Consider the following 24692-nt stretch of genomic DNA (forward strand, 5'->3'; position numbering starts at 1 on the left):
GTCTCAGGGAACCCCTTCAGCCCTTCAGGGCGGCCATCCACGCCTCGACCTCGTCGGAGCGCCGCGGCAGCCCGTCCGACAGGTTCCGGTTCCCGTCCTCGGTCACCAGGATGTCGTCCTCGATGCGCACCCCGATGCCGCGGTACTCCTCCGGCACCGTCAGGTCGTCCGCCTGGAAGTACAGGCCGGGCTCGACGGTCAGGCACATGCCCGGTTCCAGCGTGCCCTGCACATACGTCTCGGTCCGCGCGGCCGCGCAGTCGTGGACGTCCATGCCGAGCATGTGGCCGGTGCCGTGCAGGGTCCAGCGGCGCTGGAGGCCCAGCTCCAGGACGCGCTCGACCGGGCCCTCGACGAGGCCCCACTCGACGAGCTTCTCGGCCAGCACGCGCTGCGCGGCGTCGTGGAAGTCGCGGTACTTGGCGCCCGGCTGCACGGCCGCGATACCGGCCTCCTGGGCCTCGTACACGGCGTCGTAGATCTTCTTCTGGATCTCCGTGTACGTGCCGTTGACGGGCAGCGTGCGCGTGACGTCGGCGGTGTAGAGCGTGTGCGTCTCGACGCCGGCGTCCAGCAGGAGCAGGTCGCCGGAGCGGACCGGACCGTCGTTGCGCACCCAGTGCAGCGTGCACGCGTGCGGCCCGGAGGCGCAGATCGAGCCGTACCCGATGTCGTTGCCCTCGACCCGCGCGCGCAGGAAGAAGGTGCCCTCGATGTAGCGCTCGCTGGTCGCCTCGGCCTTGTCGAGGACCTTCACGACGTCCTCGAAGCCACGCACGGTCGAGTCGACGGCCTTCTGGAGCTCACCGGCCTCGAACTCGTCCTTCACCAGCCGGGCCTCCGACAGGAAGACCCGCAGCTCCTCGTCGCGCTCGGCGGTCACCTTGTCGGTGAGCGCCGCCTCGACGCCGGCGTCGTAGCCGCGTACGACCCGGACCGGACCGGTGGCCTCGCGCAGCGCGTCGGCGAGCTCGCGGACGTCCGAGGCGGGGATGCCGTACAGCTGCCCGGCCTCCGTCAGGGAGTGGCGGCGGCCGACCCACAGCTCGCCCTGGCCGCTGAGCCAGAACTCGCCGTTCTCACGGTCGGAGCGCGGCAGCAGGTAAATGGTCGCCTTGTGCCCGTCAGTGGTCGGCTCCAGGACCAGGACGCCGTCCTCGGTCAGGTTGCCGGTGAGATACGCGTACTCGACCGAGGCGCGGAAGGGGTACTCGGTGTCGTTCGAGCGGGTCTTCAGGTTGCCCGCGGGAACCACCAGGCGCTCGCCCGGGAAGCGCGCGGAGAGCGCGGCACGCCGGGTGGCGGTGTACTCGGCCTGCGCGATCGGCTCCAGGCCGTGCAGCTCCGTGTCGGCCCAGCCGGACTTCATGCTCTCGGCCAGCTCGTCGGACACGCCCGGGTACAGGCCGTTCTTGCGCTGCTTGATCGGCTCTTCGGGAGTCTCGTCCGGGGTCTCCGGATTGAGCTCGTCCGCCACGGTCTGCCTCCTAGATACGACTTTGGACCCCCACCATCGTACGGTCGTACTGAAGGGGGTCCAGAGCCGGAAGACCTGTTACGCGGGGCGCGTGGCCACTCACTCGAAGCGCGCCGCCAGGAGTACGACGTCCTCCTCGGAGTCCGCCGAGTCCAGCCCGTCCGGCAGCACACTCCGTAGTACGTGATCGGCGAGCGCGCCGGGATCGTCGCGCACCGTCTTCGGAACGCTCGCCGCCGCCGCGTGCAGCCGCGCGAAGGCGCGGTCCATGGGGTCGCCGGTGCGGTGCAGCAAGCCGTCCGTGTACAGGAGGACGGTCTCCCCGGGTTCGGCGGTCAGCTCGACGCTCGGCGCCTCCCAGCAGGCGAGCATGCCCAGGGGCGCCGACAGGGAGGTCTCCACGAACTCCGTGCGCCGCGGGCCGATCACCAGGGGCGGGCTGTGTCCGGCCCCGGCGAGCGTGATCTTGCGCAGCGCGGGCTCGCAGTACGCGAAGAGAGCGGTCGCGGAGCGGGCCGGCTCGGTGAGCCGCATCAGCAGTTCGAGGTCGGAGAGGACGGCGACGGGGTCCTCGCCCTCCATGACCGCGTACGCCCGCAGGGACGCTCTCAGCCGGCCCATCGCGGCCATCGCGCTGGGCCCGGACCCGGTGACGGAGCCGACCGCGAGGCCGAGCGCGGCGTCGGGCAGCGGCAGCGCGTCGTACCAGTCGCCGCCGCCGCGCGGACCGGTGCGGTGCCGGGCAGCCAGCTGGACGCCGGAGACCCGGGGCAGCCGTGAGGGAAGCAGCTCCTCGGAGACCGTCGCGAGGCACGCGCGCGTGCGCTCCAGTTCCAGCAGCCGTGCCAGGTGCTCGGTCGCGTGCCGGGCGTACCGGCCGATGAGGTGGCGCTGGCGCTCGACCGGTTCGGCGGGCTCGTCGTAGAGCCATACGGCGGCGCCCAGGCGGCCCGCGGCGTCCGTGGACAGGGGCAGCGCGTAGCTCGCGGCATAGCCGAGCTGTGCGGCCACCTCGCGGTGGCGGGGGTCGAGACCGTCCTCGGAGAACAGGTCGGGCTGGGTGATCTCCGCCTCGCCGCCGGGCAGTCCGGCCGCCGTGTCGAGGAGCTTCCCGTACGCCATGCAGCTGCGCGGAATCGTCTCGATGTGGCCGAGATCGGCCCGCGCGAGGCCCAGGCCGATCGTGGTGTCGGGGCCGAGTCCGTCGCCCGGTTCCATGACGACGAGACCGCGCCGGGCGCCCACCAGGGCGGCTCCGGCGCGCAGCAGCTCCTCGAGTGCGTCGCTCAGTGTCGCGGTGCGCGCCAGGCGCTCGGTGAGCTCGTGGAGCGTGGTCAGATCGGAGACCAGTCCCGCGAGACGATCTTGGAGATCGGCCCCGGGGCCGGTGGAAGAGGTGGCCGAAGGGGTAACCGTGACAGCGGACGTCGGCGCGACAGTGTGTGCGGGCGAGGGAACCGTGGAGTCGATTCCAGCCACTTTCGGAAGGTGAGGGGCGCTCATGGCGTCCGGCTTTCCGACCGGTGCGTATTGCTCAATAGCATCGCAAACCCCCATGTCGTTCTGCGCCGCAAGCAGTGTCTCCACATGTACACGCACTCGTGAGGGGATGTCCAGCATTGTCCTGCCGGGATTCCTGGTGTCCGTGAGACCGGCGGTAACCCTTGCGCGAAAGTAAAGTTGGCCTAAAACTGACTCGGGTAACGGCTTGTTGAGGTCGACTGGCCTAGTTCGACGGAGCGTCACAGCGGTTGTGATGGGTACGTACTCGGTGAAGGCCAGGGGTGGTTGCGATTCGCCCGGAACCTGGCGACGGACCCGGGCGTCTTAACCACCGACGACCGTGCCCCATCCTCCCGTGGCGGAGGCGGCTAGAAGTACACGGGACGGCAAAACGCCAGGCGCCGCCACCCCACGCCATGCCCATGCTTTAGGCACACGCAGTATGGACGCGGACGCAGCCCAAGGCTCGGCCCATAGGGGTTCCCCTTGTTTCCAGCAAGGGTGTGATGCGCCAGCAGGTACGCACGGTGAAGTGATCGACACATGATGTGAGTGGTCCACAGTGTTGCCAGGCGTGCAACGGAAAGGAACGAGCGCTCATGCGCGAGATCCTCGGAAGGCGACGCAGGCTCCTGTCCAGGCGAAACAACGGGAGGCCTGAGATGCTCAAGTCCGCCCTGACCTTCGCGACCGAATGGCAGTGGCCCGTACTCCCGGGTGTGGCATCGGACCCGCAGGGGCGCGCCCGCTGCGGATGCCCCGACCCGGAATGCACGGTGCCCGGCGCCCACCCCTTCGACCCCGGCCTCCTCGCGGCCACCACCGACGAGCGCATGGTGCGCTGGTGGTGGACCAACCGGCCGACGGCACCGATCGTGCTGGCCACCGGCGAGCAGGCCCCCTGCGCGGTGAGCCTGCCCGCCCTCGCGGCGGCCCGCGCGCTCGCCGCCCTCGACCGCCAGGGCATGCGCCTGGGCCCGGTCGTCGCGGCTCCCACGCGATGGGCGATCCTCGTCGCGCCGTACTCCCTGGAGCAGCTCGGCGAGCTGCTGTACGCCAAGGACTACGTCCCCGGCTCGCTCCGCTTCCACGGAGAGGGCGGCTACATCGCGCTGCCTCCGTCGGAGACGGGGCAGGGCCAGATCCGCTGGGAACGCGCACCACTGCCCGGCTCGGCCGCGCCCTGGGTGCCCGATGTGGAGGCCGTGGTGGACGCGGTGGTCGAGGCCCTCACTCGTACGGGTGTGAGCGCGCCCGAGTTGTAGGGGTGTCGGGCGCGCGGCGAACCGGGCGCCCGCCCACGGTCGTTATCTTCAGCCTCATGAACCTTCGCCTGCTCGCACTCGCGGGCGTAGTGGCGGTCACGGTGGCACTTCCACTGGCCGTGGCATCCGCGGGACCCGTCGGAGATGCGGATCCCGCGGATGTACGTGCGTCCGGGCGCTCTCAGGACTCCGGGCACTCCCAACACTCCGAAGACGCCGGACTCTCCGACGGCGCGGGACATTCCGCGGGCTCCGCAGACTCCACAGACTCCGCGGACTCGGAGGACGGCAACGACAAGGGGCCTGCCGCCGACCCCGCGCGGTCGCCCCTGCTGCTCGGCCTCGGTCTCGCCACCGCCGCCCGCTGCGGCCCCGAACTCTCCTCGCCCGACGGCATCGAGGCGCAGACCTGCGTCCTGACGCAGGGTGAGGAGACCTGGGCGCGTACGTACTACCGCAACGCGACCGGTGACGAGCTGAGTTCCGTACTGAGCCTCATGGAACCGGGGGGCCGCACGGTGCTGATGCGCTGCGCGGTGGGCGCGGAGGACGACCCCGGGGCGTGCGAGACGCCGAGGGGGCGTACGACGGGGGATGTGGGGGCGTACGCGGCGGTCGCGGAGTTCGCGAAGGGCGGCGAGGACGGGCCGCTGCTGCTGCGGTCGGGGAGCAACTCGGCGCCGTAACAAGGCGGTTGGCGCTGTCCCGGACTCCGCACATGAAAAGACCCGGTTGCTGGCGACGGGGGATGCACCAGCAACCGGGCTACTCGAACGGTAACAAGAGATCGGCGGTTCGCAAATTCGGTCTTGGCTATTCGGACACGAATTCACCGGTCAGTACGGGGAGTTGTGACAGGAGTCACCCATCTGGTGAGTCCTGACCAGCTGACCGGTCGGTCAGTTTCCCTTCCTGTGCGTCAGCTGAGCGTCACCTGTCGGTTGGTGAGGCCGCCGCGTGCCCTGCGCTCGTCCGTGGTGAGTGGTGCGTCCGTGGCCAGGGCGGTGGTGAGGCGCTCGGCGAAGGTGGCCGCCGGCTTCTCGATGTCGTCCGCCGTGACGCCTGTCGGCAGGTCCCAGACGGGCACGGTGAGCCCGTGTGCACGGAAGGAGCCGACCAGGCGGGTGCCCTCGCCGAGGCTCGACTGCCCGGCAGCGTGCAGCCGCGCGAGCGCGTCCAGAAGCCGCTCCTCCGGGTAGGGCATGACCCAGCGCAGATGGTTCTTGTCGGGGGTCTCGCACCAGTAGGCGGCATCGACGCCGGAGAGCTTCACGGTCGGGATGGCGGCGGCGTTGGCCCGCTCCAGGGAGGCGGTCACCTCCGGCGTCGCGTTCTCCGCGTCCGGGACCCAGAACTCGAAACCCGGGTGCACAACTGGCTCGAACGCGCCTTCGGGGTCGAGGAGATCCTGGAGTCGGGGACCGTCGGCCGGGGCGCGGCGGCCCTCGACCGGGGTGCCGGGCTTCGCGGCCAGCGCGCGCTGGAGGGTGTCGGCGAGGTCGCGGCTGATGTCGCCGGAGGCCGTGTCGTTCTGCAGGCCGATCAGGACCGAGCCGTCGTCGCGGCGCAGCGCGGGCCACGCCATCGGCAGGACGGTGGCGAGCGTGACCGAGGGAACGCCCTCCGGCAGGCTCTCCCTGAGCTTCAGCTCGACGGTCGCGGCGGGCACCAGCTCGCGGAGCGCGACCCAGTCGCCCTCGCCCGCCAGGCCTTCGAAGGGGCGATGCACCAGCTCGGTCGCGGCGTGTGCGGCGGCCCGGCCGTGACAGGCCTTGTAGCGGCGGCCACTGCCGCAGGGGCAGGGTTCGCGAGCGCCGACAACCGGGAAGTGTCCATCAGCGCCTCCGGCACGGGCACCATCTTTCAGCTGAGGCTGCTTGGCCTTCGTCTGCGGTCGCTTCTTGGCCATCGTGGCTGTCTCCCGGTTACGGCTCGTCTCGTACGGGCGCGAGCCTAGCCGTTTGTACGGGGGCTGACGGGACCCTGTGGACAACGCACCGAGTCGTCCCGGAAGCGGCGCTTCAGCATGCGTATGCGCCTGTCCGCGTCGCAGACACCTCAATCCATGCCGTCGTCGGCTCAGCAGTCCATGCCGTCTTCGGCTCAGTCCATGTCGTCGAAGGCGTCCGCGAAGTCCAGGTCGGGTATCGCCGGCCGCGGTATCAGCGGCTTCCGGTGCGGTGCCGGTGACGCGACGCGCGTAGCGAAGTCGTCGTGCCGGCGCGCTGCCTTCACGTTGTCCTGGACGACGACCCAGACGGTGACCTCTCCGTGGACGTCGTCCCGGACGCCCCAGTCCTTGGCCAGTGCCGTGATGATGTTCAGCCCGCGGCCGCCGCGCGCGGTGACCGAGGGCGTGGCCGGAACCGGACGGGTCGGACCACCGCCGTCCGTCACCTCGACGGTGAGCCTTCCGGACGGATCGACACGCCACGCGGCGCGGACGTCGCCGTCCCCCGCCAAGGCGTCACCCAGCGGCCTGCCGTGCCGGCAGGCGTTGCTGAGCAGTTCGGAAAGGATCAGTACGGCGTCGTCGATGACCGTTTCCGCCACGCCACCGGTGCGCAGTTGATCCCGCATCCGGTGTCTTGCTTCCCCCACGCCCGCAGGGCCATGAGGTACGGCCATGCTCGACGACGTGGGCACCTCCTGTGCCACCACCAACGCCACCCCCGAGACCTCCTTTGCCCCACGCCACGGTGTGGATGCCCCTTTGAACTGGACCGGAAACCGGCCAATCCACGTCTGCTGACGCACTCGTAACGATCGAATACGGAGCGAACGCGCCGGTGCACTCCCTGTAGCCGTGTGGCCGGTTCTCGATGGTGTTGTGTGGGATTACTGAAGGTAACTGGCTGAAAATGTGCGTGTGAGGTCAGCGGTCCAGCTGGCGCAGAACCGCGCGGGGCCGGTTGGTGATGATGGCGTCGATGCCCAGTTCAACGCAGAGATCGACATCCTCGGGTTCGTTCACGGTCCAGACATGGACCTGGTGCCCGGCGCGTTTCAGGCGCTCGATGTAGGCGGGGTGGCTGCGCACGATCCGCATCGACGGGCCCGCGATCCGGACGCCCGCGGGCAGCCGTCCGTCGCGCAGCCGGGGCGAGATGAACTGCAGCAGATAGACCGTGGGCAGCGCCGGGGACGCGGCCCGGACGCGGTGCAGTGAACGCGCCGAGAAGCTCATGACGCGTACGGGCGACTCGGCGGCGGAGTCCGGGGCGTCCAGGCCGAAACGCTTCAGCAGGTGCAGCAGCCGCTCCTCGACCTGGCCCGCCCAGCGCGTGGGGTGTTTGGTCTCGATGGCCAGCTCGACCCGGCGGCCCGCGTCGGCGACGAGTTCGAGCAGCCGCTCCAGGGTGAGGACGGAGGTGTCCTCGCGGTCCCCGGGGCCGTACTCCCAGTCGGGGGACTCGTCTCGGTTCTTCCAGGCGCCGAAGTCCAGCGCCGCGAGGTCGGCGAGCTCCAGGGCCGAGACCGCTCCGCGTCCGTTCGACGTACGGTTGACGCGGCGGTCGTGGACGCAGACGAGATGGCCGTCCGCGGTCAGCCGTACATCGCACTCGAGGGCGTCCGCGCCGTCCTCGATCGCCTTCTTGTACGCGGCCAGGGTGTGCTCGGGTGCCTCTTCGGAGGCTCCGCGGTGGGCTACGACCTGGATCGGGTGCTGTCGTGCGTGGGTCACCGCGTCATGGTGCCACCGTCGCGGAGCAGGCGTGAGGGCGAATACGTCGAGAATGGGTTAATTTCGCCTGACGAGTCCCTTATAAAGGCTGGCCGGGGACACACAGGGACCGCTTATGGTGCTCTGACGCCCAGTGGGAAAAGCTGACGGCAGACAAAAGCACATGCACAGCTGAATCGCGCCGGACCGCCGACAAGCGTGAGTGAGCGTGACCGAGTGCGACCGAGAACAACAGCCGTGGATCGAGGAGAAGAGCTGTGAGCACCGAGAACGAGGGCACTGCAGTACCCCCGGCCCCGTCCGCACCTCCTGTGCCGGTGGACACTCCCGCTGCTTCCGCGCAGACCGGCGCGCCCGGAGAGAGCGCGCCGACCGCTCAGCTCCCGGCGGTGCCTCCGAGCGCCCCCGGCGCACCGGAGCAGGCACCGGCGTACGGGTCGCCGGATCAGACCCCGACGTACGGCACTCCGGACCAGGCACCGGCGTACCCCGCTCCGGATCAGGCACCCGCGTACGCCTCTATGGGCGCCGGGGCTCCTGACGCGCAGGGACACGACGCCGGGGTGCCGGTCTCCGCGGTGGACGCCGGCTGGCCGCCTCCGCCGCCCGCCACTCCCTCGTACGCGGACGGCGGCGGTTCCGGCTCCGGCTGGGGCGCCTCCTACCAGCAGCCCGCTCCCAAGTCCGGTGGCGGACGCGGTGGTCTGGTCGCCGCGATCCTCGTCGCCGCGCTGGTCGCGGGCGGCGTGGGCGGCGGCATCGGCTACACGCTGGCCAAGGGGAACGACGACTCCACCGACTCGACGACGGTCTCCGCCCCGCAGAGCAGCGGCGACGTGAAGCGCGCCGCGGACACCGTCGCGGGTGTGGCCGCCAACGCGCTGCCGAGCACGGTCACCATCGAGGCCGAGAGCAGCAGCGGCGAGGGCGGCACCGGAACCGGCTTCGTCTTCGACAAGGAAGGCCACATCCTCACCAACAACCACGTGGTGGCGGACGCGGTCGACAACGGCAAGCTCACCGCGACCTTCTCCAACGGCAAGAAGTACGACGCCGAAGTGGTCGGTCACGCCCAGGGCTACGACGTCGCGGTCATCAAGCTGAAGGACGCGCCGTCGGACCTGAAGCCCCTCGCCCTCGGCGACTCCGACAAGGTGGCCGTCGGCGACTCGACCATCGCGATCGGCGCGCCCTTCGGTCTCTCCAACACGGTGACCACGGGCATCATCAGCGCCAAGAACCGCCCGGTGGCCTCCAGCGACGGCACGTCCAGCAGCTCCTCGTACATGAGCGCCCTGCAGACGGACGCGTCCATCAACCCCGGCAACTCCGGCGGCCCGCTCCTGGACGCGCAGGGCTCGGTCATCGGCATCAACTCGGCGATCCAGTCCAGCGGCAGCCTCGGCGGCACCAGCCAGTCCGGCTCCATCGGCCTGGGCTTCGCGATCCCGATCAACCAGGCGAAGACCGTCGCCCAGCAGCTGATCAAGACGGGCAAGCCGGTCTACCCGGTGATCGGCGCGTCGGTCTCCCTCGAAGAGGGCACCGGCGGCGCGAAGATCACCGACCAGGGCGCCAGCGGCTCCGCCTCGGTCACTTCCGGCGGCCCCGCGGACAAGGCGGGCCTCAAGGCCGGCGACGTCATCACCAAGCTCGACGACACGGTGATCGACAGCGGCCCCACCCTCATCGGCGAGATCTGGACCCACCAGCCCGGCGACACCGTCAAGCTCACCTACACGCGCGACGGCAAGACCCAGACGACCAACGTCACCCTCGGCGAGCGCGAGGGCGACAGCTGACGGTAGGCCGACACAGCATGAACTGACCGGCATCAGAAGGGGTGCCCGCTTGTTGCGGGCACCCCTTCTGCGCCCCGCCGGTCCCCGCGTGGACCACCAGCCCACGACACCTCCCGAGGCCGGTAGGCTGTAGCCCGCTCCGCCCCAGGTGGGCCGGGGCGAAGGTGGGTTGCCCGAGCGGCCTAAGGGAACGGTCTTGAAAACCGTCGTGGCAGCGATGTCACCGTGGGTTCAAATCCCACACCCACCGCGCAGGTCAGAAGCGTTGCAGGTCAGATGGGGTGTCTCTCAGTGAGAGACACCCCATCTGCATGGACTCTGTCTCACCCCGACTCGCCCGTGTCCCAGGTTTGACCAGTGCGTATGGGCCATGTGTGGGCCAGGATCGCGCTACTCGTCCTCGGCCAGACCCTTTGCGATGAGCTGGTTGGAGCGGGACTGGTTCCCCTTGAGGATCTTGGCGTAGAACCGGTAGAGCACGGCGATGCTGTGTCCCGCCCGCTGGGCGACCTCCACGGGGTCCACCCCCGATTTGATCCACAGGGACACCCCGGCATGACGGAGCGAATAGGGCACCTTCGCGAGGGGAGTCGCCGCGTCCTTCTTCGACAGCACTGCGGCGCGAGCCGCTTCCCATAGATCGCAGTACTCGGTAGAGCGGACGCGACCGCCCTGCGCCGCACGGAAGAGGCATCCGTCTGCTGCTGTCCCGTAGGTGGCGATGTGGTCCCGCAGCATCCGAACGAGGATCGGCGGAATCGGCACGGACCGTGTCGCCCCCCGGGCCCGACGCTTGAGGCCGCGCGCCTCATAGGACGCGCCGTCATCCGTCCACCCTCCCCCGACTTCTGGGCGGCTCTCCCCGAGGAGCAGTCCCCCCCACTGCTCCGCGGCTTCCTCGGTGTCCGGGGGAAGCGTGCAGTCCGGGGCCTTCAGCGAGGCGATTTCGGAGGGGCGCATCGCGGCGTAGTACAGGCACCCGAAGAACGCTTCGAGGTGCTGCCCGCGCGCCCCGGAGTTGCGCACGGCAGTGATGAACGAGCGGGCCAGCGTCGGGCCGGGCACGTACCGGAAATCGATCTCGTCATCCGTCTCGGGTGGCGTCCAGTCGACGCGCATGAGGGGGTTGGCGGACAGGAGTCCTTTCTCCTCCACCGTGTACCGCAGGAGGTTGCTCAGCACCATGCGCTTGCGGCGGGCGGTGTTTTCCGCGGCCTTCTTGCCGTCCATGCGCCGCGAAAGCGCTTCGAGGGCCGGACGCAGAAGTGCAGGATCTTCGAGAGCCTTGACCTGTACTGAGTGCTTGGAGATCCAGGACAGGGCCGATCGGATCTCTTGAGGCGGCTCCTCCATCGTGTGGCGTGCGGTCAACTGACCGTCCGGACCTGGCACTACGCGGAATGCCCACTGGTAGAGAGCGGCTCAGGACCCGGCTGGCCACCCAGGCCGAGGCTCGGAAGCTGGGCATCCCGCCTGGCAGCGCGGTGATGCTGCTCGACAAGACCAGCGTCTCGACCGGTGGCGACGTCGTGGAGTACTCACACATAGTGCTTCCCGGCGAGCGGACGGAGTTTCGGTACTCCGTGCCGCTGGAGAGGTGGACCCCGTGACGCGGATCGTGTCGATCGTGACGCCCGTCCACGACACGGCGTTGCCGTTCCTGCCCGAGGCATTCGCCTCGCTCCGTGCCCAGGAACTGCCGGACGGCTGGGGATGGGAGTGGCTGGTCCAGGTCGACGGTGGCAAAGAGACCGAGGTGTCTGCCAGCATCCGCGAGGATGCTCGGGTCAAGGTGAGCAACAACAGGCGCGGCGGCCCCGGAGTAGCCCGGACCATGGCTTGGGGCCGCAGCCGGGGCGAGCTGGTGAAGGTCCTCGACGCGGACGACATTCTGCCCGCCGGCACTCTCGCCCGAGACATTGAGGTCATGGAGGCACACCCGTCCGTCGGCTGGACTGTCTGCCAGGCACTCGACCTCATGCCGGACGGCTCACTTCAGAGCTACCCCAACCCCGACCCCGGCCTGCTCGCCCGAGGCGAGGTGTACGCCTACTGGACAACCACTCACCGACTCCAGGTTCACCCCGCGACCCTCTGCATCAGAGAGAGACTGCTAGCGGAAGCCGGAGGATGGATGGCCCTACCCGCGTCCGAGGACACTGCCCTCCTGATGGCTCTCGACGTGATGGCTGACGGCTGGTTCATCGGCGAGACCGGTCTCCACTACCGCAAACACCCAGGGCAGACGACCGCCCACCCTGACCACCGTGGTGGCGCCGAGTGGGAGGCTCGGATGGGAGCGATCCGCAAGCATGTGGACGCCCTTGCGCTTCGGTACCGCCCTACCTGAGAGAGCATCCCTATCTTCCGGGAAACTCGTCGTCGCCGAGAACCTCGCGGTCAGCAGATGGCTTGCTCCGTCTGGGCTCACTCGCCGCCCGCTGTCCAGCGGCTACGCCCAGTACCACGGAGCCAGGAACTGGGCGGCGACGAGGATGGGAACAACGATCCCGACCGTGATCCCCCCTCTACGCCGCGTCATGGCCCCTACGTCAGTATTGATCGACACGGTACGCAAGGTGGAAGCGACGGACCCACCGGACGCCGGTGGCCACGCTACAAGTCTGGGGATGACGCAACAGTGGCTTTCTGCCAATGGTGACTTCAGCGAAAAGTGGACGGCGCCCCTAACATCAATGGATGAAATCAGCGACCTATCGGTGGCCGTGGTCTAGCCTTGTGCAGCGATGAGTCGATGGTATCGGATCGAGCCAGCTGTAGATGCTTATGGCCTGCGGAGTCTACCTACCTGCTCGGCTTCGTTTGCTACCAGCAGCGCCAAGTCATTCCCTTTCCAAACGCGGGGATGCGTGATCGCGCTATGATCAAACCATTGATTTGGGATCGGATAATCGCGCACCCGATCGTAGGGAAAAATCCCGTTGGTTGCTATTCCGCTCATAGCGCTATAACCTCGATCGCTGAGGACTACCAAATCGAACCTGCATCGCAGGCTCAATATTCGGTCTATTGCATGGGAGATTTTTCCCCATTCTTCAGCGGAGCGTTCATGCGCTGGCGTATTCATGAGGATCAGAAGGTCGATCCTTGTTTCAAATTCCTGGGCTGAATCGAGCGCAACGTTCCCTCCGTGGCTGTGAGCGAAGATCTTGTCGAAATGGCAGCCATGTCTTTCTTTCCATCTCTCCAAGTCTTCGGCCCCGGCAAGTCGAGCTCCACTAGCAAGTGTGCCTGTCCAGGAGAAGCGATCCCAACGGGCGTACAGGTTCGCACCGACTGGACCGAGGCCCGGTTCAGTCGGATCGGCGGGGGGATTTGTCTGCAGATATCGAAACAGCCTTCCACGAGGGCGCCACCATTCGCTCTTTCTCTTTAGAGCGGCCCAAGTTCCATGAATCGTTATGGAGTACTCTTCCTCAGTCTTTTGCTCGTCCTCGATGGCCATTTTGACCCTTCTCCCAATTGCTACTCGTCCGCCGAATCAAGGGGTGAGATGGATTGAATCGGCAAAGGGCGTCGAAGGATATTTGACTGATAGTTGCATTTCTGGAGTAACAGCCTTCTGCGAGCGATGCAGCAACCTCTGCGGAAGTCTTCTTGTCAACCCATGAAATTTGCGCGGCGGAAGTGGACCGAATAATTAGATATGGCGATCGTAGCCCTATCTGGAGAAAGGTGGCGGCAGCTTCTGAGTCTCTTTGAGTGGAGCATATGTACCAGAGCCTCCGAAGGGCACTTAGGTGCCTTGGCGGAAGCAGTTGGTGGGCAATCTCGGATCCGCTGTTAGTAATGGATGTAATCCAGGAGAGCGCTTGCCGTTGAAGCGGATGCTCCACGCCTCGCCAATCGGCGCGATCGCAAACACTTATGATCGCGGATGAGGGGGACCGCCTATTCAACATTTCTGCAATATCCCACATCTCCTGGTATTCTGTGAAATTAATGGCTGCTTGGCGCGTGCTTTTCTTGACAAGTGGCGGGAGGCGGGGGATTTCGAGTTCGTCGGCTTCTTCCTTGTTGTCATAAAGGACTTCGGAATCGCCGCTCAATTGGAGGCCGATTCCGACGATTTGTGCCGCTTGTGACCACAAGGCTGTCTGGGAAGTATTCCCAAACGCTGCTAGACCAGCCAAAGGCGTCTCAATTGGATTGGACATCGTTTATCCAATCTATGGCTTCACTCAATGTCCTAATATCATGATATGGCCGTGCTGGGCCGCACGCCACTCTGCCGTCGCCCGTTTCTTTCCTTAGGGCCCCACTCGCAAGCAGCTGCCATGAGTTCGAGCAGGACAGCCATAAGGCGACGGATCACGCATGGCTATTGAGATGGTGGCGGCATCTAGTGCAGCCATCACGCAGTCTTTCTCGCGGTCGTTGGGGCTCCCGCACTATGCAGACAGGCCTGAAGGGCGGGAGGTGCCGTCCAGACCCACGCAGCCATTCATCTGACATCAATCTCTGACATCAACAGCCACGAACAGCCACACACATGGACGGACAGGTGGCTGTGCCCAACGTCGGTTCACGCCGTCGGATCGGCTGGGTGCCCGGGTCTACATCCGGGGTGCACCCGCCTACGGATCAGAGGCGCGCAGAACAAAGTCCTGCCGTCCGCCGGCGGCGGTCCGGCCCTGAGTCACTCACGCGAGCCACGCGGATTGTCAGCAAACCGGTGGATCTTCTCGAAGGAACGAAGCAGGCGCCGGCGCTTCAGGAACCGGAAGCGCCCGACTCGGCTCTCACGAGGATGCAGCGCTGCTCGGCACAGCCCAGAGTAGAGACCAAACTTGCTGATCGCGCTAAGGCTCACTGCCGAAATCCGCGCATCCTTGCCGCGCGGACGCTCTTGTTTGAGCTGCCACTCAAGCTCGTCCAGCCATTCGCGGAGCTTGCCAGCCGTTTCCTGCGCGCTGATGGCGACCTCCATGGGCCCCTCGACTAGGACCGCCCCAACCTTCAGTCCGATCTCATCGTGCGCCGCCTGTGCCTGGAGCAGCTTCTCCGCTGCCCGGTCCACATCCAGATGGGACTCCATCAGGCTCTCCGTTAACCGCTGCATAGCGTCGTGCTGCACCAGGAATGCCGAGGCGCAGGCACCGTAGATGTCCCGCCTCGACTTCCGGTCCTCAAGAGCGGACTGAGCGCGGGCGCCGATGCGTGCCGTTAGCCCAGCGCCGAAGGCACCGGCAACGGCGGCAAGCGCCGTGCCAGCAACACCGATCAGAGCCACCAGCGTTACCGAGTCCATCCACGCATTGTGTGGGGCTGAGGTCATGGAACAGACGAATGATGACGGCCTTCGCCAACAGCCCACCCAACTGGCCTGGCGCTGAGCCCGAGCGGGCACGGCCCCGGAGGCGTCGCAGGCAGCCGACTATGACGACTTCGGAGTTGGGCCGCAGGCAAGCTGCTCACACGCCGACGCTGGATCCCGGGTGCGCGGTGCGGTCGGCACTTCGCCACAACGTCGTCTCTGTGTGCGGGTACATGGTGTCGATGCGAGGAAACGTGCAGAACAGCCAGCCGCGCCACCGTCCGCATCCACACCAGAGAGGGCCGCGACACCCGCACCAACCTCTTCCAGGACCGCCGCAACCACGTTTGGGACAACATCCGCGACAAGGCCACCCTCTGCGACGACCGCAGCCGCTCCATCGACACCAAGGCTTGGGGCAACCGCCACCACCGCTAACCCCGCCACCGGTGCCCCGTCCTCTGCAAGCCCACTGCGGAAGTCGGGGCACTGGCTTGCTGAAGCACCATGCAAGGCCTAGCGGGCGTCGAAATCAGAGTGCGACGCCGGTACAAGGACTTGCGACACGCGTGATTGTTGTCCTGGTCTTTGTCCAGTGCGCTGACAGACGCCGTGGTTCACACCGGTTCATGCGACCGAAATGAACTGCTGCATGAACGGGCACGGATGCTCGGGAACAGCCATGCGGACAGTTCGGGATCGAGGGGCCAGCATGGTCGCTCGTCAAGGCTGTCGAACGGCAACCTGGCGAGGGGACCACCGAGGATCTGATTTCCTCTGCTATCGCAGATGCGAGGATGGCCGAACCGTATCCGGAGTTGCTCGCTGCTAGCTCGCACTTGCTCGCGGTGGGGCGTTCCTCCGCAAGTGCCGCCACGTAATTTTGTCCTCGCTTCGCGAAGGAGGAATCCGATGGCCCAGAACGCCGTTTTGGGGGCTTCTTACTCGTTCGATAGATTGATGGAAGAAAACTTCTCCACAAGCCTTTTGGCGTCCCTTATAGCCTGAGTCAAGGCTGTAGGGTCGATAGATTCTTCAGCCTCTGGATCATGTGCAAGTTGATTCCTCATGCCAAGGACTCGACTCAGCACATCAGAGTCGGAACCTGACAGGTTGGCGGCATGCGAAAAATCTTGAATGAGGTCTGCGAGATTGTCATTCACTCGCGACGCACCAAATTCTTCGCCCATCCTTGAGCGAATAACATTCTCGATTTGAAGCCATTCCATCATGAGAGTGGCCGAGGCTGGGCGGATCACTGTCTGTGTTTGAGGCTTACCTGCGCGACGCAAGTAGCGCATGAGAGGCCTCTCCAGCGTCTTTAGTACCATGGTAAAAATCGTGCCGATGAGGGATCCACCTGCGAGGATCAAGGAATCCTTTCCGGTGACGGCCTTTCCTTCATTCGCCACAAATACGATAGCTAGGCCAATGACAACGTAGGTACCTGTCAATGCCCATAGGAAATTCGTGAAGTAGCGACTCTCTGAAGCGCTCCCTCCAGGGTCTGCCATGTCGGCCATAATCTGACGTGCAGCCTCAGACACATGTCGCGCGGTGACTGTGCCGCCTTCCTCTGCCCCTTGGGAATAGGCTGCCGACACAGCCGCATTTTGAACATTTGAGCGGAATTCTTCGACTACTTCATCTACGGTGTGACGGGCGGCTTCAGAGAAAGAAAACGTACGAAAATCATCGCCGTCGCTCATCGCATGTACCCCACAACCCCGAATCCGACCATGAGGGTGGCGGCGAGAACGAGCCCGATTACGCCCCACGATTGATCAATATTGTTCGTGAAAATTCCTACCGCGATTCCGGCTGTAGTTGCACCGACGTTCAATAGTGCTGCTGTAGTGTCTTTCTGGGACCGGGCTATCCCTCGTCTGACGTAGGCGTTTGCGTCGCTCACATCTGTCGCCGTAATTTGCGCCGACCCGCCATGAGTTCGATTAATGGCCTCTAGGCGCTGCGCTTCGCGGAATAATGACTGACTGAATTCGGTAATTTTCTGGTGAAGTGCTCGCTTTGTCTCTAATGCCAGATTGTCGCTTCCTGGCACCTGGACTTGCAGCTCGTCCGGCATTCATCACCCTCGACGTTGCCAACCAATGTCAGCTCATCGTATTCGGGCCAGTTGGGTATGGCGTCCATCTCGACTCGATCGGCGACCGTTCAGGCTCGAAGGCAGACGCTATGGGCCATCTGTGGGCCAAGTGGCCGACTGAGAGTGATTCGGACGGCGTTTGAGCAGGTCACATGCAGTGTGGCCGCGGCTAGAGCGACGCTCTTGAAAACCGTCGTGGCAGCGATGTCACCGTGGGTTCAAATCCCACACCCACCGCTTGCAGGTCAGCGTATGTGCTGGTCAGAAGGGGTGTCTCTCAGTGAGAGACACCCCTTCCTCGTTCAGCCCGTCTCACGGGGAACGGCACGGCGAGATGTGCTGAGGTCGGGCGGCCGGCGTGTGGTTACGCGCGGCCGCTGTATCCGAGACTGCAGTCCGCGTATGTGCCCACGACCGCGCAGAGCTGGATGTAGACCGCGGTGCCCTCTGTCAGATCTCCGGTGTTCCACGGGCTGGTGTAGGTGGCTGCGTGCCCGCGCGTGGTGGCAACGCGCCCCGTCACCGGAGAGACCATTTTGGCTTCCATGCCTCGCCCGTCCGAAAGCACGTCCACCACCTGAAACGCGTCGCCGGGGATGCCACAGCACCCCGGATCGGCGTTCCACACCATGGCGCCCGCGTAGGTGCCGTTGTAGTAGGAGGTGATGCTGAAGCTCCCGTTGTCGGACACCGCGCTCTTGCTGAAGGTCCAGTCGGCAGCCGCCGCGTTGGTCGCCCCGACAGTGAGGGAACCGCCGGCAAGGAGTGCACTGGCCGCCAGTAGCGTGAAAACTCGGCTCTTCTGTCTCGTCCGCATGGAAAGTCCCCTCCAGGATGGATAGTTGCGCAGATCCAATTGACGGCAGATCGTCTCTGGAACCGAGAGGCCGATCAACGCTCTTCCTGGGAAAGGCGACGCAAAGCAAACACTCTGTGGACGCATTGCGTCTTTCCCAGCAATCCGTCCTAACCCTGCGCATGGTCTCGAGCATGGCCTTGAACGTGGTCTTGAGTAGGGAGTTGGCGGGTTCGCGGACGCCGTGGATGGCGCAGATGGGTCAGGGGCCGTTCCCGTACGCGCTACGGTTCCTGCCATGCCCCGATCAACCGAAGCCGAGCCTTTGCGTGTCACCGCGGACGACGTGGACCAAGCTGTCCAGCTCGCCGTCAGCACTCTCCGGGAGGCGCCCCCGGAGGCCTGGGTCGGCAAGGCCGGCTCGCTGGAGTGGGACTGCTGGGAGACCGTCGAGCACCTCAGCGACGACCTCTTTGCCTACGCCGCCCAACTGGGTCCCAAGGAACCGCCCTTGGAGGGCGAGGTGCCGTTCGTCTGGGAGAGCCGAAGGCCCGGTGGTCCCGCGAACGCCATTCACGCGGATCGTGCGGCGGGGCCCGCCGGGCTGTTGCAGGTGCTGGAGGCGAGCGGCGCGCTGCTGGTCGCCATGGTGCGTACGACGCCGTCGCGGGTCCGCGCCCACCACGCCTTCGGGGTGTCGGACCCCGAGGGCTTCGCCGCGATGGGCATCGTGGAGACCCTGGTGCACACCCACGATCTGGCCGAGGGACTCGGGCTGACCTGGACCCCGCCCGCCGACCTGTGCTCGCGAGTCCTCAACCGGCTGTTCCCGGACGCCCCGTCGAACACGGACCCCTGGCCCACCCTGCTCTGGGCCACCGGCCGCACCGAACTGCCGGGCCACCCCCGCCTCACCACATGGCGGTGGCACGGGGCGCCCCGGTCGACGGAACTCTGATGCGGGAGGCGTCGTTTGTGAGGTTCCAGGGGACGATCCGCAGCGAGCGCGGTCACTTTCCCGGCGTATTCGGATTGGCCAACGGCCTCGCACGCGAAGGCAGGCTCACCGAAGAGCAATTCCGGTTCTGGCGAGCCAACAACGACTGGTACGACGCCAATTACCCCAACCCCTCGGACATCGATCCCCTCGTCTATGACCACGAGACTCACCCTGGTGCTGTCGCCTGGTTCAAATCATCGGCCAAGGAACTCATCAAGCGGGTGGACGGGTACCTGGAACTCCTCGCCGCGCATGGCGTCGAGTGCCGGCGTGTGGAGTCGTCGGCACCAGGAAAGATCATCTACGAGGATGAGTGTCAGGTTGTGGTCGTCCCCCTGGAAGCGGCTGCTTCGCGTGGCGCCGACCCTCGCGGAACGGCTCGGGAGGCAGCCGGCGACTCTCCGGGTCGGTGACGCCGGTGATCCAGGTGCCTCCCGAGTTCGGCCAGGTGGGCGGTGATCGGTGGTCGCGCCCCAGGGCCGAGTGTTCCCGTCAGTGCCGGTGCCTCGTCAGTGCCGGTTCCCTGTCATCCGTGCCGCCGAGGCCACCGTCGAGCGGGCCTCGCGGAGTGTGAGGCCGGTGTGGACGGCCGCGTCGATCAGGGCGGGGGTCAGGGCGGGGCCGATGCCGTTCTCGTAGGCGCGGCAGGCGGCCCAGAAGAGGCGGGTGTTGCGCTGGCCCGCGTGGGCGGCCAGGACGAACTGGATCAGACCCTGGCCCTGCCCGTGGACGTCCGCCGGTGTCGAGTCCGACGGCTTGGCGTGCCGCGGTGGCGGCAGGAGCAGCCGCAGCAGGGCCGGCGGGCAGGGTGCGGGAGCAAAGTGGGCGGTGCCCGGGGCGGTGCTGTAGGCGCCGTGTTCGGTACGGGATCCGGGGCCGACGAGATAGCCGCCGGCGCCGCGGACGTCGATGCCGGGGGCCAGCCGGCTCGCCGAGTTGGGGACGGCCACGTCCGGCGGGCCGCTCAGCCACAGGTGGCGGCCGCCGCTCGGGGTGAGGATGACCACGGTCTCCGGGATGGTGAACAGGTGCCGCAGGGCCAGTTCGCGCAGAGCCGCTGACGACTCCGTACCGGACTTGGTGTCGAGGTCGATGCCGATCAGGTGGTACGGCGGCAGACCACAGGCGATGCCGTAGCCGGTGGCCCAGGGGGCTGCCGCGAAGAGCGCGCGGATACGGCGTGGGTCGGTCGAGGCGTCGTACACGCCGTGCCCGAAGCGGCCGCACTCGCCGTGGCAGACGGGCAGGCCGGCGGGGTCGGTTCGGTGGGGGGAGCGCAGTGCGGGGAGCTTCGTACGGGACAGCGGGATGACTGCGAGGCCGCGCTCGGCGGCGGACAGTGCGTGGGCCAGGGCCATGGTCGTGGCCTGCCGGTCGGTGGTGGTGGCCATGCCTCTATGTTCGTACGAGTGTTCGAAAAAAGGAAGGGGGTTCGGCAGGGCGCGCAGGCGGCGGCGGGCGTTTCGGGGGATGCAGGAGAGATTGGCCGAAAATGTGCCGGAACGCTTCATCCCTTGCGGTGCCTGCCATCCGAACCCGCTCCCCGGCCTTGACCTGCGGCTTCGAGTCGGAAATGGCGGGTGGAAGGTCGCGAAAGGCGTTTATCGACTTGTCCTCACGCTTCAGGGGGAATGGGTGCTTCCGGGGTGGTTCGCCGGGGATTCGGTGGGCAACTCTGGAGTCGCGACGTCGTGCACATCACCGAGGCGGTCGGCCAACTGCCTTGGGACAAGCCGTACTTCCCGGTTCACGCCGGTGCGTACATCTGGTTCTTCTGGAGGAATTCACATGGCAAGCATCCGTACCGCCCGCGTCCTCGCCGCCGTCGCGGCCCTGCCCCTCGCGGCCACCCTCTTCACGGGTGTCGCGGCGGCAGACAACGGCGCCTTCGCGGACGACGGATCGAACGCGGCGGTGGCGACCGTCAGCGGCAGTGGAGTCGGTGGTGACAACTTCGGAAACTCGTCCACCACACAGCAGCAGGCGGTCGGCTCCGGCGCCTCGAACCAGAGCAACACGGCCCAGGTGAACGGTTCCGCGTTCACGGCCATCGACCAGTCGAACAACGTCGTCAACTTCACCAACCTCTGGTGAGCCGGGGGCCGATGCGCTCTCATCGGCCCGGGAACTCCCGTGGGGGGCTGTGCTCTGTGGGGTGGTAACACGTCTGCGCGGCGGTGCTTCGGTGCCGTCGCGCAGGCGTTTTCGTGGGTCTACGCGCGCGCGTGCCCGGGTGCTTGAGGTTGTTCACGCGCGCCTGCCCAGGTGCTTGAGGGAGTCCGGCGAGGCTGCCCAGGCGAGTCCGGCGAGGGTGCTTGGATGCGTCCGGCGAAGCGGCTCGGGCGAGTCCGGAGGGGGGACTTGGGTGTGTCCGGCGACGGCTCCGGTGCGGGGCTCCGGTGACCTTGACAGTCGGCATTGTCTGACGGACAGTCAGAAACCCTTGTTCGTACGAGGTCCGGGAGGGCCGCCGCCGTGCACCTCGCCCCCACCGAGCGCCAGCAACGGCTGCGCGCCGAGCTCCGTACGTACTTCCGGGACCTGATGCCCGACGGTCCACCACCCGAGGACGACCCCGGGAGCCGGCGCGCGCTGCTGCGCCGTATCGGCGCCGACGGGATGCTCGGGCTCGGCTGGCCCGTCGCGTACGGCGGCCAAGGACGCGGCGCGGACGAGCAGTTCGTGTTCTTCGACGAGGCGTACCGGGCCGGCGCTCCCGTGTCGATGGTCACGCTGAACACCGTCGGGCCGACACTCATGAAGTACGGGAGCGAGGAACAGAAGGACTTCTTCCTGCCGCGCATCCTGAGCGGTGACCTCGTTTTCGCGATCGGTTACTCGGAGCCTTCGGCGGGGACGGATCTGGCCTCGCTCCGTACGCGCGCGGTGCGCGAGGGCGGGCACTGGGTGATCGACGGGCAGAAGATCTTCACCTCCAACGCCCAGAACGCCGACTGGATCTGGCTCGCCTGCCGCACCGACCCGGACGCGCCCAAACACCAGGGCATCTCCATCATCCTCGTGCCCACTCAGGCGCCCGGCTTCTCGTGGACGCCGATCGAGACGGTGGGCGGGCAGACGACCACGGCCACGTACTACGACGGGATCCGCGTCCCCGCCGCGAACCTCATCGGCGAGGAGAACGGCGGCTGGGGGCTCATCACCAACCAGCTCAACCACGAGCGGGTCGCGCTCGCCGCGATCGGCATGCAGGCCGAGGACTTCTACGCGGCCGCGCTGAAGGCCGCCCGCACACCCGATCCAGTGACCGGTCGGCGTCGGGTTGACGAGCCGTGGGTGCGGTTTCAGCTGGCCGAGGCGCATGCCCTGATGGCGGCATCACGCCTGCTCAACTGGCGTTTGGTGGGGGATGTGGGGGCGGGCCGGCTGGCCCCGGGCGATGCGAGCGGCGTGAAAGTGGTGGGAACCGAATCGGCGGTCGCGGTGTACCGAATATGTCAGCAAATTGTCGGAGCGGACGCCCTGGTCCGCTCCGGTTCACCAGGGGCGTTCGGGGACGGCGAGCTGGAGCGGATGAACAGGGCGGCGCAGATCAACACGTTCGGGGGCGGGGTGAGCGAGGTGCAGCGGGAGATCGTGGCGACGATGCGGCTCGGGATGCGGAGGGGGCGGCGGTGAGTGACGAGAACGACCACAGCGCTGAGAACGGCGAGAGCTACGAGATGGCGGTGCCGTCGCCGGCGTACGAGGAGCAGCTCAAGGCGTACGAAGGGCGTGCGGCCACCGTCGCGGGCGTGGGCAAGGACCCGGTCAACGAGCCGATGATCCGGCACTGGTGCGAGGCGATGGGCGACACCAATCCGGCGTACGCGGGGCCGGACGCCATGGCGCCGCCCACCATGCTCCAGGTGTGGACGATGGGCGGCCTCTCCGGGCACACGGGCCGTTCGGAGGCGTACGACGAGCTGTTCGCGCTCCTCGACGGCGCGGGGTACACCTCGGTGGTCGCCACCGACTGCGAGCAGGAGTATCTGCGCCCGCTGCGCCCCGGGGACGAGATCACCTTCGACGCGCTGATCGAGTCGGTCTCCGGGCGCAAGACCACCAAGCTGGGGACGGGGTACTTCGTCACGACTCGGATGGATGTGAGGGCGGGCGGGGAGCTCGCGGGGACTCACCGGTTCCGGATCCTCAAGTACGCACCGGCGCAGAGAAAGCAGAGGAAGCGGACGGAGCAGCCGAGTCCCAAGGACAGAACGAACCCCAAGAGCAGACGGCCACGGCCGGTGATCAACCGGGACAACGCCGGGTTCTGGGAGGGCGTGGCCCGGCACCAGCTGCTGATCCAGCGGTGCGCCGGCTGCAGGGTGCTGCGGTTTCCCTGGCTGCCGGGGTGCAACGCGTGCGGCTGCCTGGAGTGGGACACCGTCGAGGCGAGCGGGGACGGCACGGTCTACTCGTACGTCGTCATGCACCACCCGCCCTTCCCTGCCTTCGACCCTCCCTATGCGGTCGGCCTGGTCGAACTGTCCGAGGGCGTGCGGATGGTGAGCAACGTGGTCGGGGTGCCGTACGACAAGGTGCGGATCGGGATGCCCGTGCGGCTCGAATTCCAGCGGTACGACGAGGAGTTGGAGCTGCCGGTCTTCCGGCCCGGTGGGACCGGCGAGGGTGGTGGAGGCTGACATGGACTTCACGCCCACGGAGGAGCAGGCGGCCGCCTGTGACCTGGCCGCGCGGATCTTCGGCGACCTCTCCACGCACGAGAGGCTCACCGCGGCCGGGACCGGCAGCGACGCCGAGTTGTGGAAGGCACTGTGCGCGGCCGGGCTCGTGACGGCCGTGACGGACATAGGGCTGCTCGGCCTGGTGCTGCTCCTGGAGGAGCAGGGGCGCACCACGGCCCAGGTGCCGTTCGCGGCGAGTTGTGTCTATGGGCTGCTTGCGGTGACGGCTCACGGTTCACGGGAGCAGCGGGAGCGGCTGCTGCCGGGGATCGGGGACGGGACGGTGGTGGTGAGCGGGGCGATTTCTGCGCCGGGTGCCGTACGGGCCGGATCCCAGGGGAAGTTGAGCGGCATAGTCCCTGTGGTGCCCTGGTTGCGGGACGCCACCCATGTGCTCGTCGCGGACGACCGGCGCCGGCTGTGGCTGGTGCGGACCGCCGAGGCGACGTGCGAGCCGGTGGAGCTGACGGCGCCCTGGTCGGCGGGGCGAATGACGCTGGACGGGACGCCGGCCGAGCGGCTCGGCGGCGCAGCGGGGGAGGAGTCCTCCGGCGGCACGGCAGTGGAGGCGATCTCCGGGGGTGCGTACGACCACGTACTGGCCACGTACGACGACGTACTGGCCACCGCGAGGACCGCCTTCGCGGGGCTGCAAGCCGGGGTGTGCGCGGGCTCGCTGGCCCGAGCCGTGGAGCACACCAACACGCGCGAGCAGTTCGGGCGGCCGCTCGCCGCCAAGCAGGGGGTCCAACTCCGGGCAGCCGACGCGTACATGGACACCGAGGCGATACGGGTGACGGCGTACGAGGCGGCCTGGCGTCGCGACGAGGGGCTGCCGTACGCGACACACGCACTGACCGCCGCCTGGTGGGCGTCGGAGGCGGGCCGCCGGGTGGTGCACGCGGGTCAGCATCTGCACGGCGGGACGGGGGCCGACCTGGAGCATCCCGTGCACCGGCACTTCCTGTGGGGGAGGCAGCTGGACGCGTATCTGGGATGCGGGAGCGAAGTACTCCAGGAACTGGGGGAGTTGATCGTGAGAGGGGAGGGGGAGGCATGAGGGCCGGGGGTGCGTGGGCCGGAGGCGTGAG

General features: G+C 67.1%; 23 protein-coding genes, 1 tRNA gene and 1 pseudogene. 13 read left to right on the plus strand and 12 right to left on the minus strand.

The window, feature by feature from the left end; genetic code table 11:
• Nucleotides 1-16 precede the first annotated feature (16 nt).
• Both OG266_RS22665 and OG266_RS22670 read right to left on the minus strand, forming a co-directional pair.
• Nucleotides 17-1477, minus strand: a complete 1461-nt coding sequence (locus OG266_RS22665; protein ID WP_266458644.1) for an aminopeptidase P family protein — start codon at nucleotides 1475-1477, stop codon at nucleotides 17-19.
• Between the two features lie 99 nt (nucleotides 1478-1576).
• Nucleotides 1577-3097, minus strand: coding sequence for a PP2C family protein-serine/threonine phosphatase (locus tag OG266_RS22670; RefSeq protein WP_266458646.1), 1521 nt, complete (start codon nucleotides 3095-3097; stop codon nucleotides 1577-1579).
• 482 nt (nucleotides 3098-3579) lie between these two features.
• Between OG266_RS22670 and OG266_RS22675 the strand changes: the two genes are divergently transcribed.
• A complete protein-coding gene (locus OG266_RS22675) occupies nucleotides 3580-4245 on the plus strand; it encodes a bifunctional DNA primase/polymerase (RefSeq protein WP_266458648.1) in 666 nt (221 codons plus the stop codon).
• A gap of 56 nt (nucleotides 4246-4301) precedes the next feature.
• Complete coding sequence (locus OG266_RS22680) at nucleotides 4302-4931, plus strand: hypothetical protein (RefSeq protein ID WP_266458651.1); 630 nt, start codon at nucleotides 4302-4304, stop codon at nucleotides 4929-4931.
• A 233-nt stretch (nucleotides 4932-5164) separates the two neighbouring features.
• Here the strand turns inward: OG266_RS22680 and OG266_RS22685 are convergent, their stop codons facing one another.
• The 3 genes from OG266_RS22685 to OG266_RS22695 all read right to left on the minus strand — a co-directional run bounded on the left by OG266_RS22685 (nucleotide 5165) and on the right by OG266_RS22695 (nucleotide 7930).
• Nucleotides 5165-6154, minus strand: coding sequence for a DUF5926 family protein (locus OG266_RS22685; RefSeq protein WP_371548079.1), 990 nt, complete (start codon nucleotides 6152-6154; stop codon nucleotides 5165-5167).
• Nucleotides 6155-6348: 194 nt separating this feature from the next.
• The gene (locus OG266_RS22690) at nucleotides 6349-7002 is read right to left on the minus strand and encodes an ATP-binding protein (RefSeq protein ID WP_371548081.1); all 654 of its coding nucleotides are present in this window, start codon (nucleotides 7000-7002) and stop codon (nucleotides 6349-6351) included.
• Between the two features lie 118 nt (nucleotides 7003-7120).
• Nucleotides 7121-7930 (minus strand): glycerophosphodiester phosphodiesterase, encoded by an 810-nt coding sequence (locus OG266_RS22695; RefSeq protein WP_266458657.1) that lies wholly within the window; start codon nucleotides 7928-7930, stop codon nucleotides 7121-7123.
• Nucleotides 7931-8187: 257 nt separating this feature from the next.
• Here OG266_RS22695 and OG266_RS22700 point away from each other — a divergent pair, with 257 nt between their 5' ends.
• Nucleotides 8188-9732, plus strand: coding sequence for a trypsin-like peptidase domain-containing protein (locus tag OG266_RS22700; protein WP_371548083.1), 1545 nt, complete (start codon nucleotides 8188-8190; stop codon nucleotides 9730-9732).
• A gap of 163 nt (nucleotides 9733-9895) precedes the next feature.
• Nucleotides 9896-9982, plus strand: a tRNA-Ser gene (locus OG266_RS22705).
• Nucleotides 9983-10122: 140 nt separating this feature from the next.
• On the opposite strand, the gene OG266_RS22710 is transcribed toward OG266_RS22705, so the two are convergent.
• Nucleotides 10123-11103 carry a tyrosine-type recombinase/integrase gene (locus tag OG266_RS22710; RefSeq protein WP_371548084.1) on the minus strand — a complete coding sequence of 327 codons (981 nt, stop codon included), beginning with the start codon at nucleotides 11101-11103 and terminating at the stop codon, nucleotides 10123-10125.
• A 29-nt stretch (nucleotides 11104-11132) separates the two neighbouring features.
• Here OG266_RS22710 and OG266_RS22715 point away from each other — a divergent pair, with 29 nt between their 5' ends.
• Both OG266_RS22715 and OG266_RS22720 read left to right on the plus strand, forming a co-directional pair.
• Entirely contained in the window at nucleotides 11133-11342 is a 210-nt protein-coding gene (locus tag OG266_RS22715; RefSeq protein ID WP_371548085.1) for a UTRA domain-containing protein, read from the plus strand.
• Nucleotides 11339-12082, plus strand: coding sequence for a glycosyltransferase family 2 protein (locus tag OG266_RS22720; protein ID WP_371548087.1), 744 nt, complete (start codon nucleotides 11339-11341; stop codon nucleotides 12080-12082). Before OG266_RS22715 ends, OG266_RS22720 begins: the two co-directional genes overlap by 4 nt.
• A gap of 435 nt (nucleotides 12083-12517) precedes the next feature.
• Here OG266_RS22720 and OG266_RS22725 read toward each other — a convergent pair whose 3' ends face one another.
• Both OG266_RS22725 and OG266_RS22730 read right to left on the minus strand, forming a co-directional pair.
• Nucleotides 12518-13198 (minus strand): hypothetical protein, encoded by a 681-nt coding sequence (locus OG266_RS22725; RefSeq protein ID WP_371548088.1) that lies wholly within the window; start codon nucleotides 13196-13198, stop codon nucleotides 12518-12520.
• A 1194-nt stretch (nucleotides 13199-14392) separates the two neighbouring features.
• Nucleotides 14393-15004 (minus strand): hypothetical protein, encoded by a 612-nt coding sequence (locus tag OG266_RS22730; protein ID WP_371548089.1) that lies wholly within the window; start codon nucleotides 15002-15004, stop codon nucleotides 14393-14395.
• Nucleotides 15005-15702: 698 nt separating this feature from the next.
• Here OG266_RS22730 and OG266_RS22735 point away from each other — a divergent pair.
• Nucleotides 15703-15891, plus strand: a pseudogene (locus tag OG266_RS22735) (SAM-dependent methyltransferase); the annotation flags it as partial.
• 60 nt (nucleotides 15892-15951) lie between these two features.
• On the opposite strand, the gene OG266_RS22740 reads toward OG266_RS22735, so the two are convergent.
• From OG266_RS22740 to OG266_RS22750, 3 genes are all read right to left on the minus strand, one after another.
• Nucleotides 15952-16719: a hypothetical protein gene (locus OG266_RS22740; RefSeq protein ID WP_371548091.1), complete on the minus strand. Its 768-nt coding sequence runs from the start codon at nucleotides 16717-16719 to the stop codon at nucleotides 15952-15954.
• Nucleotides 16716-17096, minus strand: coding sequence for a hypothetical protein (locus tag OG266_RS22745; RefSeq protein WP_371548093.1), 381 nt, complete (start codon nucleotides 17094-17096; stop codon nucleotides 16716-16718). The genes OG266_RS22740 and OG266_RS22745 overlap by 4 nt, the downstream gene beginning before the upstream one ends.
• A gap of 385 nt (nucleotides 17097-17481) precedes the next feature.
• A complete protein-coding gene (locus OG266_RS22750) occupies nucleotides 17482-17934 on the minus strand; it encodes a hypothetical protein (RefSeq protein WP_266458661.1) in 453 nt (150 codons plus the stop codon).
• Between the two features lie 277 nt (nucleotides 17935-18211).
• Here OG266_RS22750 and OG266_RS22755 point away from each other — a divergent pair, with 277 nt between their 5' ends.
• Both OG266_RS22755 and OG266_RS22760 read left to right on the plus strand, forming a co-directional pair.
• Nucleotides 18212-18871, plus strand: a complete 660-nt coding sequence (locus tag OG266_RS22755) for a hypothetical protein (protein WP_371548095.1) — start codon at nucleotides 18212-18214, stop codon at nucleotides 18869-18871.
• Nucleotides 18871-19326: a hypothetical protein gene (locus tag OG266_RS22760; RefSeq protein WP_371548096.1), complete on the plus strand. Its 456-nt coding sequence runs from the start codon at nucleotides 18871-18873 to the stop codon at nucleotides 19324-19326. The genes OG266_RS22755 and OG266_RS22760 overlap by 1 nt, the downstream gene beginning before the upstream one ends.
• A 96-nt stretch (nucleotides 19327-19422) precedes the next feature.
• Here OG266_RS22760 and OG266_RS22765 read toward each other — a convergent pair whose 3' ends face one another.
• Nucleotides 19423-20304 carry a bifunctional DNA primase/polymerase gene (locus tag OG266_RS22765; RefSeq protein ID WP_371548098.1) on the minus strand — a complete coding sequence of 294 codons (882 nt, stop codon included), beginning with the start codon at nucleotides 20302-20304 and terminating at the stop codon, nucleotides 19423-19425.
• A gap of 397 nt (nucleotides 20305-20701) precedes the next feature.
• Between OG266_RS22765 and OG266_RS22770 the strand changes: the two genes are divergently transcribed.
• The 4 genes from OG266_RS22770 to OG266_RS22785 all read left to right on the plus strand — a co-directional run bounded on the left by OG266_RS22770 (nucleotide 20702) and on the right by OG266_RS22785 (nucleotide 24661).
• Complete coding sequence (locus OG266_RS22770) at nucleotides 20702-21007, plus strand: hypothetical protein (RefSeq protein WP_266458669.1); 306 nt, start codon at nucleotides 20702-20704, stop codon at nucleotides 21005-21007.
• 381 nt (nucleotides 21008-21388) lie between these two features.
• The gene (locus tag OG266_RS22775) at nucleotides 21389-22552 is read left to right on the plus strand and encodes an acyl-CoA dehydrogenase family protein (protein ID WP_371548101.1); all 1164 of its coding nucleotides are present in this window, start codon (nucleotides 21389-21391) and stop codon (nucleotides 22550-22552) included.
• Between the two features lie 44 nt (nucleotides 22553-22596).
• On the plus strand, nucleotides 22597-23559 hold the full coding sequence (locus OG266_RS22780; RefSeq protein ID WP_371552908.1) for a bifunctional MaoC family dehydratase N-terminal/OB-fold nucleic acid binding domain-containing protein: 963 nt from the start codon (nucleotides 22597-22599) through the stop codon (nucleotides 23557-23559).
• A 1-nt stretch (nucleotide 23560) separates the two neighbouring features.
• Complete coding sequence (locus tag OG266_RS22785; RefSeq protein WP_371548103.1) at nucleotides 23561-24661, plus strand: acyl-CoA dehydrogenase family protein; 1101 nt, start codon at nucleotides 23561-23563, stop codon at nucleotides 24659-24661.
• Nucleotides 24662-24692: the final 31 nt, after the last annotated feature.

This window comes from Streptomyces sp. NBC_00554, from assembly GCF_041431135.1.
GTDB lineage: Bacteria > Actinomycetota > Actinomycetes > Streptomycetales > Streptomycetaceae > Streptomyces.

What these genes read in the sequence shown, in the direction of transcription:
- OG266_RS22770 (WP_266458669.1), top strand. Translation starts at nt 20,702, where the DNA reads ATGGCAAGCATCCGTACCGCCCGCGTCCTCGCCGCCGTCGCGGCCCTG.
- OG266_RS22745 (WP_371548093.1), bottom strand. Translation starts at nt 17,096, where the DNA reads ATGCCGGACGAGCTGCAAGTCCAGGTGCCAGGAAGCGACAATCTGGCA.
- OG266_RS22760 (WP_371548096.1), top strand. Translation starts at nt 18,871, where the DNA reads ATGCGGGAGGCGTCGTTTGTGAGGTTCCAGGGGACGATCCGCAGCGAG.
- OG266_RS22725 (WP_371548088.1), bottom strand. Translation starts at nt 13,198, where the DNA reads ATGGCCATCGAGGACGAGCAAAAGACTGAGGAAGAGTACTCCATAACG.
- OG266_RS22785 (WP_371548103.1), top strand. Translation starts at nt 23,561, where the DNA reads ATGGACTTCACGCCCACGGAGGAGCAGGCGGCCGCCTGTGACCTGGCC.
- OG266_RS22680 (WP_266458651.1), top strand. Translation starts at nt 4,302, where the DNA reads ATGAACCTTCGCCTGCTCGCACTCGCGGGCGTAGTGGCGGTCACGGTG.
- OG266_RS22675 (WP_266458648.1), top strand. Translation starts at nt 3,580, where the DNA reads ATGCGCGAGATCCTCGGAAGGCGACGCAGGCTCCTGTCCAGGCGAAAC.
- OG266_RS22670 (WP_266458646.1), bottom strand. Translation starts at nt 3,097, where the DNA reads ATGCTGGACATCCCCTCACGAGTGCGTGTACATGTGGAGACACTGCTT.
- OG266_RS22740 (WP_371548091.1), bottom strand. Translation starts at nt 16,719, where the DNA reads ATGAGCGACGGCGATGATTTTCGTACGTTTTCTTTCTCTGAAGCCGCC.
- OG266_RS22755 (WP_371548095.1), top strand. Translation starts at nt 18,212, where the DNA reads ATGCCCCGATCAACCGAAGCCGAGCCTTTGCGTGTCACCGCGGACGAC.
- OG266_RS22750 (WP_266458661.1), bottom strand. Translation starts at nt 17,934, where the DNA reads ATGCGGACGAGACAGAAGAGCCGAGTTTTCACGCTACTGGCGGCCAGT.
- OG266_RS22780 (WP_371552908.1), top strand. Translation starts at nt 22,597, where the DNA reads ATGGCGGTGCCGTCGCCGGCGTACGAGGAGCAGCTCAAGGCGTACGAA.
- OG266_RS22715 (WP_371548085.1), top strand. Translation starts at nt 11,133, where the DNA reads ATGCCCACTGGTAGAGAGCGGCTCAGGACCCGGCTGGCCACCCAGGCC.
- OG266_RS22685 (WP_371548079.1), bottom strand. Translation starts at nt 6,154, where the DNA reads ATGGCCAAGAAGCGACCGCAGACGAAGGCCAAGCAGCCTCAGCTGAAA.
- OG266_RS22730 (WP_371548089.1), bottom strand. Translation starts at nt 15,004, where the DNA reads ATGGACTCGGTAACGCTGGTGGCTCTGATCGGTGTTGCTGGCACGGCG.
- OG266_RS22765 (WP_371548098.1), bottom strand. Translation starts at nt 20,304, where the DNA reads ATGGCCACCACCACCGACCGGCAGGCCACGACCATGGCCCTGGCCCAC.